12 protein-coding genes are annotated in these 12126 nt (G+C 71.2%); all 12 read left to right on the forward strand.

The genetic code is table 11. The features are described from left to right. The first annotated feature begins 65 nt into the window (after positions 1–65). The 12 genes from EDF64_RS16900 to EDF64_RS16950 all read left to right on the forward strand — a co-directional run bounded on the left by EDF64_RS16900 (position 66) and on the right by EDF64_RS16950 (position 12114). On the forward strand, positions 66–2234 hold the full coding sequence (locus EDF64_RS16900) for an ATP-dependent Clp protease ATP-binding subunit (RefSeq protein WP_133521127.1): 2169 nt from the start codon (positions 66–68) through the stop codon (positions 2232–2234). Positions 2235–2317: 83 nt separating this feature from the next. Beyond that, positions 2318–2872, forward strand: a complete 555-nt coding sequence (locus tag EDF64_RS16905; protein ID WP_133521128.1) for a DUF2231 domain-containing protein — start codon at positions 2318–2320, stop codon at positions 2870–2872. Between the two features lie 122 nt (positions 2873–2994). Then, positions 2995–3117 (forward strand): hypothetical protein, encoded by a 123-nt coding sequence (locus tag EDF64_RS18620; protein ID WP_279512741.1) that lies wholly within the window; start codon positions 2995–2997, stop codon positions 3115–3117. A 10-nt stretch (positions 3118–3127) separates the two neighbouring features. After that, the gene (locus tag EDF64_RS16910) at positions 3128–3781 is read left to right on the forward strand and encodes a response regulator transcription factor (RefSeq protein ID WP_133521129.1); all 654 of its coding nucleotides are present in this window, start codon (positions 3128–3130) and stop codon (positions 3779–3781) included. Further along, positions 3778–4872, forward strand: coding sequence for a sensor histidine kinase (locus EDF64_RS16915; RefSeq protein ID WP_133521130.1), 1095 nt, complete (start codon positions 3778–3780; stop codon positions 4870–4872). The genes EDF64_RS16910 and EDF64_RS16915 overlap by 4 nt, the downstream gene beginning before the upstream one ends. Before the next feature lie 47 nt (positions 4873–4919). After that, positions 4920–5441 (forward strand): hypothetical protein, encoded by a 522-nt coding sequence (locus tag EDF64_RS16920; protein WP_133521131.1) that lies wholly within the window; start codon positions 4920–4922, stop codon positions 5439–5441. A 29-nt stretch (positions 5442–5470) separates the two neighbouring features. Beyond that, a complete protein-coding gene (locus tag EDF64_RS16925; protein ID WP_133521132.1) occupies positions 5471–6589 on the forward strand; it encodes a peptidoglycan-binding protein in 1119 nt (372 codons plus the stop codon). Next, positions 6586–7356, forward strand: coding sequence for an ABC transporter ATP-binding protein (locus EDF64_RS16930; RefSeq protein WP_133521133.1), 771 nt, complete (start codon positions 6586–6588; stop codon positions 7354–7356). The genes EDF64_RS16925 and EDF64_RS16930 overlap by 4 nt, the downstream gene beginning before the upstream one ends. 11 nt (positions 7357–7367) lie before the next feature. After that, on the forward strand, positions 7368–8597 hold the full coding sequence (locus tag EDF64_RS16935) for an ABC transporter permease (protein WP_243736439.1): 1230 nt from the start codon (positions 7368–7370) through the stop codon (positions 8595–8597). A 284-nt stretch (positions 8598–8881) separates the two neighbouring features. Next, entirely contained in the window at positions 8882–10207 is a 1326-nt protein-coding gene (locus EDF64_RS16940; RefSeq protein WP_208108937.1) for a sugar ABC transporter substrate-binding protein, read from the forward strand. Positions 10208–10210: 3 nt separating this feature from the next. Beyond that, positions 10211–11173 (forward strand): carbohydrate ABC transporter permease, encoded by a 963-nt coding sequence (locus EDF64_RS16945; RefSeq protein ID WP_133521135.1) that lies wholly within the window; start codon positions 10211–10213, stop codon positions 11171–11173. Next, positions 11170–12114, forward strand: coding sequence for a carbohydrate ABC transporter permease (locus tag EDF64_RS16950; protein ID WP_243736440.1), 945 nt, complete (start codon positions 11170–11172; stop codon positions 12112–12114). The genes EDF64_RS16945 and EDF64_RS16950 overlap by 4 nt, the downstream gene beginning before the upstream one ends. The last annotated feature ends 12 nt before the right edge of the window (positions 12115–12126 follow it).

Genomic DNA, 12126 nt, shown 5'->3' on the forward strand with positions numbered 1-12126 from the left:
GCGGTAAAGTTGAGTCAAGTAGGCTCAACCAGCCGAACGACCACCGCAACGAAAGGACGGAACGCATGGCGAACCTGCAGGGCGCTCCTGACTCGCAAGAGCGACAGAAGACCGCCCTCGAGCAGTACGGCGTCGACCTCACCGCGATCGCACGCAGTGGCAAGCTCGACCCGGTGATCGGCCGCGACGCCGAGATCCGCCGCGTCAGCCAGGTGCTGACGCGCCGCACCAAGAACAACCCCGTGCTCATCGGGGAACCCGGCGTCGGCAAGACCGCCGTCGTCGAAGGACTCGCCCAGCGCATCATCGCGGGCGACGTCGCCGACTCCCTCAAGGACAAGCGCCTCGTGTCGCTCGACATGTCCGCGCTCATCGCCGGCGCGAAGTACCGCGGCGAGTTCGAGGAGCGGCTCAAGGCCGTGCTCAAGGAGATCAACGACTCCGACGGGCAGGTCATCACGTTCATCGACGAGCTGCACACGCTCATGGGCGCAGGCGGCGGGGAAGGGTCCGTCGCGGCGTCGAACATGCTCAAGCCGATGCTGGCCCGCGGCGAACTGCGGCTCATCGGGGCGACGACGCTCGACGAGTACCGCGAGTACATCGAGAAGGACGCCGCCCTCGAACGACGCTTCCAGCAGGTCTTCGTCGGCGAGCCGAGCGTCGAGGACACCGTGGCGATCCTCCGTGGCCTGAAGGAGCGCTACGAGGCACACCACAAGGTGACGATCAACGACTCCGCGCTCGTCGCCGCGTCCAGCCTGTCGAACCGGTACATCTCCGGTCGCCAGCTGCCCGACAAGGCCATCGACCTCATCGACGAGGCCGCGAGCCGGCTGCGCATGGAGATCGACTCCAGCCCCGTCGAGATCGACGAGCTGAAGCGCACCGTGGACCGCCTGCGCGTCGAGGAGTTCGCGCTCAAGCAGGAGAAGGACGACGCCTCGAAGGCCCGTCTCGAGACCCTGCGCGCCGAGCTCGCGACCCGGCAGGAGCTCCTGACCGGACTCGAGCAGCGCTGGCAGGCCGAGCGCTCGAGCCTCAACCGCATCGGTGAGCTCAAGCAGCAGCTCGACGAACTCAACATGCGGAGCCAGCGGGCGCAGCGTGAAGCCGACTACGAGCTCGTCTCGCGGATCGAGTACAGCGAGAAGCCCCGCATCGAGGCCGAGCTCGCCGCCGCCGAGCAGGCCGAGTCCGCCGACCGCATGGTGAACGACAGCGTCACCGACGAGGACATCGCCGCCGTGATCGCGCAGTGGACGGGCATCCCGCTGGGGCGCCTGCTGCAGGGCGAGACCGAGAAGCTCCTGCACCTCGAGAACGAGCTCGGCCGCCGGATCATCGGGCAGCGCACCGCGGTGTCGACCGTGTCCGAGGCCGTGCGGCGCACCCGCGCGGGCATCTCCGACCCGGACCGCCCGACGGGCTCGTTCCTGTTCCTCGGTCCGACCGGCGTGGGCAAGACCGAGCTGGCCAAGGCGCTCGCCGAGTTCCTGTTCGACGACGAGAAGGCACTCGTCCGCATCGACATGAGCGAGTACGGCGAGAAGCACTCCGTCGCGCGGCTCATCGGCGCCCCGCCCGGGTACGTCGGCTACGAGGCCGGCGGGCAGCTCACCGAGACCGTCCGCCGTCGCCCCTACTCGGTGGTGCTGCTGGACGAAATCGAGAAGGCGCACCCCGAGGTCTTCGACGTGCTGCTGCAGGTGCTCGACGACGGGCGCCTCACCGACGGACAGGGCCGGACGGTCGACTTCCGGAACACGATCCTGATCCTGACGTCGAACCTCGGGTCGCAGTTCATGACCGACCAGTCCCTGACCGACGTCCAGCGCGAGGAGGCCGTCCGCGAGCTGGTGCAGCAGGCGTTCCGGCCGGAGTTCATCAACCGGCTCGACGACATCGTGGTGTTCCAGGCGCTGACGGAGGAGGACCTCGGCCAGATCGTCTCCCTCTACGTCGATCGTCTCGCGCGCCGGCTCACCGACCGTCGGCTCGAGCTGGCGGTCACGCCGGACGCCCGGAGCTGGCTCGCCGAGCGCGGGTACGACCCGGTGTACGGCGCACGTCCGCTCCGCCGGCTCATGCAGCGGCAGATCGACGACCGGCTGGCCCGCGCCATCCTGTCGGGCGACGTGCGCGACGGCGACACCGTCCGCGTCGACGTCGCCGCGAGCGGCGACGAGCTGACGGTCGAACCGTTCGAGGTGGCGGAGATCGTCGAGGAGTAGCTGACGCACGGAACGCACCGCCCTGGAGCCCCGGTGTCGGTCCCTGGGACCGGCACCGGGCCTCCAGGGTTAGCGTCCAGGGCATGCCTGAGATCCGCGCGTTCCGTCGCCTCACCGAGTCCGTCGAGCACGCGAGCGTGCTCGACAAGGCGGTCGACATCGACCGGTCCGTCGTCAACGCGCTCGCGAAGCCGAAGGCGCTGCGGCAGCTGCTGCACGGCGTGCCGTTCGGACACCCGCTGCACCCGCTCATGGTGCAGGTGCCGCTCGGCGCCTGGATCTCGGCCGCCGTCCTCGACACGATCGGCGGGAAGGGCAACGCCCGGGCCGCGAAGACCCTCGTCGGCGTCGGCCTCGTGTCGTCGGGCAGCGCGAGCGTCGCCGGGTACGTGGACTGGTCCGAGCTCGACCGCGAGCAGCTCCGCACCGGCTGGGTGCACCAGGCCGTCAACTGGGTGGGCATCTCGCTGTACGGCCTGTCCTGGATGCAGCGGAAGCGCGGGAACCACGGCGCCGGCAAGCTCCTCGGGTACGCCGGACTCGCGGTCGTCGGGGTCGGCGGTTACCTCGGCGGACACCTGGCGTACCGCCAGCGCGCCGGCGTCAGTCGCAGCGGCGAGGTCCCGTTCGACGCCTGAGCCGTCCCCGCCGGTTCTGGCTGCTGTTCTGGCGCTGAACTGGCGCTGTTCTGGCGCTGCTCTGGCGCGCTTCTGGCGGAATCGTTACGCATCCGAAACACCGCATCCGACATGCTGGATGCATGGATCACCTCAGCACCGACACACTCCCGCTCACCCTCGTCGCCGGCGCGGACGGCCCGGAGTTCGTCGTCCGCATCGACGAGCACGACGGCACGGTGACGCTCGTGCCCCGCACTCCCTGAGGCTGCGGGCATGCGCGTACTCGTGGTCGACGACGAGGTCGCCCTGGCGGACCTCGTCGCGAAGGGCCTCACCCGGCAGGACATGGCCGTCGACGTCGTCTACCGGGGCGACGACGCCGACGAGCTCCTGGCGGTCAACGACTACGACGTCGTGGTCCTCGACCGAGACCTCCCGGGCATGCACGGGGACGAGGTCGCCCGCCGGCTGTCCCGCCGCGGTGGCCTCACCCGCATCCTCATGCTCACCGCGGCGACCACCCTCACCGACCGGGTGAACGGGCTGGAACTCGGTGCCGACGACTACCTGCCGAAGCCGTTCGAGTACCCGGAGCTCGTCGCACGCGTGCGCGCACTCGGCCGGCGCAGCGTCGCCCCGGTCGCGCCGGTGCTCGAGCGCGCCGGGCTCCTCGTCGACACGAACCGCCGGATGGCGACGCGGGACGGCCGACCGCTCGACCTCACCTCGAAGGAGCTCGGCGTGCTCGAAGCGCTGCTCCGGGCCGACGGTCGGATCGTCCCCGCCGAGGAGCTCCTCGAGAAGGTGTGGGACATGAACATCGACCCGTTCACCGCGGCCGTCCGGGTGACGATGTCGAAGCTCCGCAAGAAACTCGGCGACCCCGACCCGATCCGGACCGTGCCGGGCGAGGGCTACGCCCTGTGAAGCGGTCCTGGAGCATCCGGGTCCGCACGGCCCTGGCGTTCTCGATCGCGGCGATGGCCCTCGCCGCGGCGGTCGTCGTGTTCACGAACCTGATGACCATCGCCGGGGTCGGCGGGGCGTTCGGCACGCCCAGCCTGACGCCCGCGGACGGCAGTGCGGCGGATGGATCGGTCGTCCGGGTCGTCGCGGTCCTGCAGTGGCAGTGGTCGGCGGTCGGCATCGTCGGCGCGGGCATCGTCGCCGGGGGCGTCGGGTGGCTCGTCAGCCGTCGGATGCTCCGCCCGATCGACCGCATCACGGCGACGACGAAGCGGATCTCCGCCTCGAACCTGCACGAGCGCATCGCCCTGACCGGACCCGACGACGAACTGCGTCGGCTGTCGCGCACGGTCGACGACCTGCTCGACCGGTTGGAGTCCGCGTTCGAGAGCCAGCGGCGGTTCGTCGCGCAGGCCTCGCACGAGCTCCGCACGCCGATCGCCGTGCAGCGGGCCGCCCTGCAGATCGGGCTGGACGACGACGCCGACCCCGACGACGTCCGGGCCGTCCGGGACGAACTGCTCGAGCAGAACCGGCGGACGGAGCACCTGGTCGAGTCGCTCCTGCTGCTCGCCGAGGCCGACCGTGGCCTCGGGGGACAGGTCGCCGACGTGGCACTGGCGACGATCGCGGACGAGGTGACCACCGCCCTCGCCGGGCCCGGCCACGAGGCGGGGGTGACGGTGACCCACGAGGGGCGAGTCGCGCCTCCCGGCCCGGTCGTCCGGGGCGAGCCGACGCTCGTGCGACAGGTGCTCGTCAACCTCGTCGGCAACGCCGTCGAGTACAACGAACCGGGCGGGTTCGTCCGCGTGACCACCGACGACGGCGGCTTCGCCGTCGAGAACTCCGGGCCGGTCGTACCCGCGGACGTGGCCCCGCTGCTCGTCGAACCGTTCCGTCGGTGCGCCGACACGGCCACGTCCGGACGGCACAGCGGCCTCGGTCTCTCGATCGTCGCGTCGATCGTGCACGCGCACGGCTGGACGGTCACGATCGCGGCGCGCGCCGACGGCGGACTCCGGGTGCGCGTCGACGTTTCGTCGGTGTAACCCGGCGCGTACCGGGGGCGAAACAGGCCGTGCGGTGTGCTGGTCACATGACACACATCACCACCCGTCGACTCCGCGTCGTCATCGCCACCGCCCTGCTCGCCTGCACGCTGCCCCTCGGGCTGGCGGCCTGCTCCACCTCGTCCACCTCGTCCGACGGCGCCGACACCGCCGCGGGCGCGACGTCGGGGATCGGCGCGCAGTGGGGGTCCTGCATGCGCGACGCCGGCTTCGACGTCCAGGACCCGGACGACCAGACGGTCGCGTCCGGGATCACCAAGCCGATCCCCGGCGTCGACGAGGAGGCGTTCTCGACGGCATCGGCGACGTGCGCGGAGCAGGCCGGCGTCGAGCCCGCGAGTTCCGCCGACCACCAGAAGTGGGAGCGCCAGTACGACCAGGTCGCGAGCTGCATCCGGGACAACGGGTACGAGGACTTCCCCGAGCAGCAGCCCGGGTCGATCAGCACGAACGACTACCCCCGCGCCGAGGAGCCGGAGTTCGACCAGACGTTCCGCGACTGCCTCGCCGAGTTCGCGCCCGACACGCAGACCCAGGACGCCGGCTGAGGCCGGGCGGCGGAACGGAGACGAACGACATGCAGAAGACACGTGGACTCGTCACGGCGGTGTGCCTCGTCGCCGTGCTCGGAGCCGGAGCCGGTGCCTGGGCGCTGCTCGACGGTGGTGCGGGTGCCCCGGCGCCGGCGTCGGCCGCGGCGGACGACCGCGGGACGGGTGGGACGGCCCCGGGCAAGGGCGGCACGGCTCCGGTCGTCCAGGGGGACCTCACCGACTCGAAGGTGTTCGCGGGGGTGCTCGGGTACGGCGCGGCGACCGGCGTGCCCGGAGCCGCGAACGGCACGCTGACCTGGCTGCCGAAGGCCGGGCAGGTCGTCCACCGCGACGAACCCCTGTACGCCGTCGACGAGCGCGCGGTGCGGTCCATGCACGGCACCGTGCCGCTCTGGCGGTCGCTGCAGCGGGGGCTCGAGGGCACCGACGTCCGGCAGCTCACCGCGAACCTCGCCGCCCTCGGGTACGACGTGGCCGAGGACGACACCTTCGGCCCGCGCACCCAGCGCGCCGTCGAGCGGTGGCAGCGGGACCGCGGCCAGACCGTGACCGGGGTGCTGACGAGCGACGACATCGCGTTCGTCGACGGCGACGTCCGGGTGGGGACGGTCACCGGCAGGCTCGGGCAGCCGGCGAACGGCGACGTGCTCGAGGTCACCTCGACCGCACGCGTCGTCACGGCGACGGTGCCGGACCGCGACGCCGCGCGCCTGGCCGTCGGCACCGCCGTCGACGTGCGGGTGAACGGCACCGGGAAGGCCCTGCGGGGGAAGGTGTCCGACGTCCGTCCCGCGGCGGGTCAGGACGGGGCCGGTGGGACCGGCGGGACCGGCGGGACCGGCGGGACCGGCGGGACCGGCACCACCGACGTCGAGGTGTCCTTCGACGCGGGCGGCACCGAGCTGCCCGCCGCCGCGACGGCGCAGCTCGTGGCGAAGGGCCGGACGGAGCGCGGCGTGACGTCGGTGCCGGTGTCGGCGCTGGTCGCGGGCACCGGGGAGCGCGGCGGCTACGCCGTCGACGTGGTCCGGCGCGACGGGACGGCGAAGCGGGTCCCGGTCGAGGTCGGGTTCGTCGCCGACGGCCGCGCGGCGGTCACGGGTGGCGTCTCGGCGGGCGACGACGTGGTGGTGCCCCGATGAGCGGCGGTGCCACGGTGCGTGGCGGTGCGGGGCTGATTGGCGGTGCGGCGCCTGTCCTGTCCGTGCGGGACGTCACGAAGACGTACGGCGACGTCGGGGCGCTCCGCGGGGTGTCGCTCGAGGTCGCCGCCGGTGAGCTCGTCGCCGTGGTCGGCCCGTCCGGCTCCGGCAAGTCGACCATGCTCAACGTCGTCGGCACCCTCGACCGTCCGACCACGGGGACGGTGACGGTCGCCGGCAACGACGTCGCGACGATGTCCGACGACGCCCTCTCCGCGCTGCGGGCCGACCACATCGGGTTCGTGTTCCAGCACTTCCACTTGCAGGCCGGTGCCACGGCGGCGGAGAACGTCGCCGACGGGCTGCTCTACGCCGGCACCGGACGACGAGCGCGGCACCGGCGCGCGGTCGAGGCGCTCGTGCGCGTCGGCCTCGGACACCGGGTCGACCACCGGCCGAACCAGCTGTCCGGCGGTGAGAAGCAGCGGGTCGCGATCGCTCGTGCGCTGGTCGGCGAACCCACGATCCTGCTCGCGGACGAACCGACCGGGGCGCTCGACACGGCGTCGGGCGCAGCGATCCTCGACCTCCTGCGGACGCTCAACGACGGCGGCACCACGGTGCTCGTCATCACGCACGACCTCGACCTCGCCGCGGCGCTGCCACGGCAGGTGCGGATGCGGGACGGACGGATCGAGCACGACTCGTGCAGCGGTGCGGCGTCCGATGCGGCCGGCCTGGCCTCGGCGATCCGGGGTGCGGCGTGAGCGGGGACGGGGTGCGCGCGGACGAAGTGCGCCGCAACGGGGTGCGCGCGGACGGGGTGCGCCGGAACGGGGTGTCCGCTGCCGACCTCCTGCGCCTCGGGGTGTTCGGGCTGCGGACCCGGCCGACGCGGGTGGTCCTGTCGGCGCTCGGCATCGCGATCGGCATCGCCGCGATGATCGCCGTCGTCGGCATCTCGTCCTCGAGCAAGGCGAAGCTCGACCAGGTGCTCGACGCACTCGGCACGAACGTCCTCACCGCGACCCGCGTGCAGGGCCTCGGCGACAGCGTGCCGTTGCCCGCGACGGCCCTCGAGTCCGTGCAACGGCAGGACGGCGTGCTCGACGCCGCGGCGGTCGGCACGGTCGAGGGCTGCGCCGTGTACCGGAACCCGTTCGTGCCGGCGAACCAGACGAAGGGCATCGGCGTGATGGCGGCCTGGGGCGACGTGCCCGAGGTGCTCGGCGGCTCCCTGGCCTCGGGCCGGTGGATCGACGACCGGCCGGACGCGCCGGCGCAGGTGGTCCTCGGGGCGACGGCCGCAGCGGCGCTCGGGGTGGAGCGGGTGGACGCCGACACCCGCGTCTGGATCGGCGGGCAGTGGGTGCAGGTGGTCGGGGTGCTCGAACCCCTGGCGCTCGCCGACGACCTCGCCAACCAGGTGTTCGTCCCGCGCGGCCTCGCCGAGGCCCTCGGGTTCGACGGCGCGCCGACCGCGGTGCACGCGCGGGTCGACCCGGCCGACGTCCCGAGCATGCGTGCCGTGCTCGCGGGGGCGATCCGGCCGGGAGCACCGCAGGACGTCGGGGTCACGCGCCCCTCCGACGCCCTCGCCGCGAAGAACGCGACGGACGACTCGTTCACCGGGCTCCTCGTCGGGATCGGCGGGGTGGCGCTGCTCGTCGGCGGCATCGGCGTCGCGAACACGATGGTGATCACGGTGCTCGAGCGTCGTGCGGAGGTCGGGGTGCGTCGTGCGCTCGGCGCCCGCCGGCGGAACATCCGCGACCAGTTCCTGGTCGAGTCGCTGCTGCTGTCGTTCCTCGGCGGGGTCGCAGGGGTCGTGATCGGTGTCGGCGTGACGGTCGTGTTCGCGCTCGGGCAGGGGTGGCCGGTGGCGATCCCGCTCTGGGCCGTTGCGGGCGGGCTCGGCGCGACGGTGTTCATCGGCGGGGTGTCCGGGCTGTACCCGGCAGCGCGCGCAGCGCGCATCCCACCGACGTCCGCACTGGCTGCTGTGTGAGTCGCGTCGCGCAGTGGAGGTGACCGCCTGGAGGCGCGGTGCCGGTCTCGGAGACCGGCACCGCGCCTCCAGGCGGTCGCGTCGAGAACGGGTGCTGATCATGCCTGGTCATGACCAGTTCGTCAAGCATCGGAGACCATCCGTTCCACATCCGTGATCCCCCGGAAACACGCGGATCACACGGGTCCACAAGGCGCGGATCGATGCTTGACAACGCGACCTCGAGGGTCTTCACTTGCCAATACGCAACGTCCTTTCATAAAGGTCGGACCAAGGGAGTCATCGTGACACGCACGCGTTTCGCCGCACTCGGTGCGCTCGCCCTCGCAGGCGCGCTCGCCCTCACCGGGTGCTCCGCCGGAAGCAACGGAGCTTCCGACGGCGGCACGAAGTCCATCGGCACACCCGATGGCAAGGGCAAGACCATCACCGTCTGGATCATGAACGGCGACCTCAGCCCGAAGATCCTCGACGTCGCCGAGAAGCAGTTCACCGAGGCCACCGGCGCCAAGGTGAAGCTGCAGCTCCAGCAGTGGGACGGCATCACCACGAAGCTGACCACCGCACTCGCCCAGAAGGACGCACCCGACGTGGTCGACCTCGGCAACACGCAGGTGCCCGTGTACGCGGCGACGGGTGGTCTCATGGACCTGTCGCCGTACAAGAAGGAACTGCAGGGCGGCCAGACCTGGCTCTCCGGGCTCGAGGGGCCGGCCACCGTCGACGGCAAGCTCTACGGGGCGCCGCTGTTCGCCGGCAACCGCGCGGTGATCTACAACAAGAAGATGTGGGCCGACGCCGGCGTGACCGACGTCCCGACGTCGTACGACCAGCTCACCGCCGACCTCGACAAGGTCAAGGCGAAGAACCCGCAGGCGGACTTCTCGGCGTTCTACATGCCCGGGCAGTACTGGTACGGCGGCCTGCAGTGGGTGTGGGACGCCGGCGGACAGATCGCCACCGAGCAGGGCGGCAAGTGGAAGGGGTCGATCGACTCCGCCGACGCCGTCAAGGGCCTGACCGCGTGGAAGGACTTCCAGAACAGCTACTCCGCGAAGTCCACGCAGGACATCAACACGGACAAGCCGGCCGAGTCCGACATCTTCGCCCAGGGCAACACCTCGGCGATCCTCGGGTCCGCGTGGGAGATCGGCTCGATCACGACGGCGAAGCCCGAGCTGAAGGACCAGATCGGCACCTTCGCGATGCCGTCCCAGACCAAGGGCAAGACCCAGCCCGTCTTCCTCGGCGGCTCCGACCTCGGCATCCCGTCGAAGTCGCAGAACCAGGATCTCGCGCTGTACTACACGAAGATCCTCACCTCGAAGAAGTTCCAGCAGGACCAGGTGTTCGGGGTCGACGGCTGGGAGCCGAACTCGACGCAGCTGCTCGACGCGGTGTCCGGTGACGTGGACGAGCTCCACAAGCCGTACTTCGCCGCCGCGTCGACGAGCCGTCCGACGCCGGCGGCCCCCGGCTGGGCGACCATCGAGGGCGACTCGACCTTCCAGACGATGTTCGCGGACATCGCGACGGGTCGGAAGACGCCGAAGCAGGCGGCCGAGGGCTTCTCGGAGCACCTCACGTCCGCACTCAACGCGCAGCAGTAGTCGATGACCTCGACTGCAGAGCGGGTGCCCGGCTCGGCTCCGGCCGGGCCGGGCACCCGGCGCCGCCGGTCGCTGGGCTCGTCACGCGCGCCACTGGTGCTGCTCGCCCCGGCGGCGCTGCTCCTGCTGGCGCTGGTCGTCTACCCGCTGGTCCGGCTCGTGGTGATCTCCTTCCAGGACTACGGCCTCCGGGCGATCTTCACCGGGCAGGCAGGCTTCGCCGGGTTCTCGAACTACACGAACGTGCTCGCCGACCCGAGCTTCTGGCCGGTCATCCTCCGGACGGTGCTCGTCACCGGGGCGATGGTCGTCGGGACGATCGGCATCGGCATGGCGGTGTCGCAGCTGCTCACCCGGCTCGGCGTCGCGATGCGGACGATCGTCAGCGTCGTGCTCGTGCTGGCCTGGGCGATGCCGAACGTCGCGTCGAGCCTGGTCTGGCAGTGGCTCTTCCAGCCGTTCTACGGCGTGCTCAACTGGCTGATCACGCAGCTCGGGGTGTTCGGCGACCACACGCAGGACAACTGGGCGTCGAGCCCGGGGCAGGCCCTGACCATCGTGCTGTCGCTCGTCATCTGGCAGGCGGTGCCGTTCGTCGCCCTGACGCTCTACGCCGCCCAGTCGCAGATCGCGCCGGAGTACTACGAGGCCGGCTCGCTCGACGGGGCCTCGGCGTGGGCGATGTACCGGGCGATCACCCTGCCGGCGCTCGTGCCGACCCTGCTGCTCGTGACCATCCTGTCGGTGATCTGGGACTTCAACGTCTTCAACCAGATCTGGCTGCTCACCCGCGGCGGCCCGGAGGACACCACCCTCACCCTCGGCATCTGGACCTTCGTGAAGTCCTTCGTGTCGAACGCCTACGGGCAGGGCGCGGCGATCGCCGTCATCTCGACGCTGATCCTCGGCGCGCTCACCAGCTACTACATCCGCCGGCTCGTCCGGAGCGGGGAGGAGGACCTGTGACGACGATCACGACCCCCGGGGTGACCGGGGCGACCGCGTCCGAGACGCAGCCGGACGTGGCGGGTGCGAACCGTTCCGGTTCGGGCCGGGCTCGTGCGGTCGCGCCGGTCCGTGCGCGCAAACGCAGGCCACGCGTGCTCGCGAACACCATCGCCGTGGTGTTCTGCCTGATCTGGGTGTTCCCGATCTACTGGATGGTGAACACGGCGTTCAAGCCCGCCGACGAGGTCACGACCCTCACGCCGATCTGGCTCCCGCTGCGGCCCACGCTCGAGAACTTCACGCGGGCGCTCACGCAGGACGGGTTCCTCGTCTACCTCCGCAACTCGGCGATCGTCGTGGTCGCGGCGGTGCTGTTGTCGATCGTGGTCGGGTTCCTCGCGTCGGCCGCCCTGTCGCGGTTCCGGTTCCGCGGGCGTCGCGCCATCCTCGTGGCCATCCTGTTCGTGCAGATGATCCCGTCGGGTGCGCTCCTCATCCCGCTGTTCCTGTCGTTCCAGACCCTCGGGCTGCTCAACAGCTACCTCGGGCTGATCCTGGCGTACGTCGCGAGCGTGCTGCCGTTCTCGATCTGGGTGATGCGCGGCTTCTTCGTCGCGGTGCCGATCGAGATCGAGGAAGCGGCGAAGGTCGACGGCGCCGGCACGTTCCGGATCCTCTGGAGTGTGCTGTTCCCGCTCGTGATGCCGGGGGTCATCGCGACGAGCGTGTTCGCGTTCATCGCGGCGTGGAACGACTACCTCACGGCGTACGTGATGCTCAAGGACCAGGGGATGTACACGCTGCCGGTGTGGCTCGCCGGGTTCTCGACGAACAAGGGGACCGACTTCGGTGGGCTCATGGCGGCGTCGGTGCTGTTCTCGATCCCGGTCGTGGTGTTCTTCCTCATCGTGCAGCGGCGGCTGGTCAGCGGCATGACGGCGGGGGCTGTCAAGGGCTGAGCGCCCGACGCG

Source organism: Curtobacterium flaccumfaciens (assembly GCF_004361695.1).
GTDB classification, from domain to species: domain Bacteria; phylum Actinomycetota; class Actinomycetes; order Actinomycetales; family Microbacteriaceae; genus Curtobacterium; species Curtobacterium flaccumfaciens_B.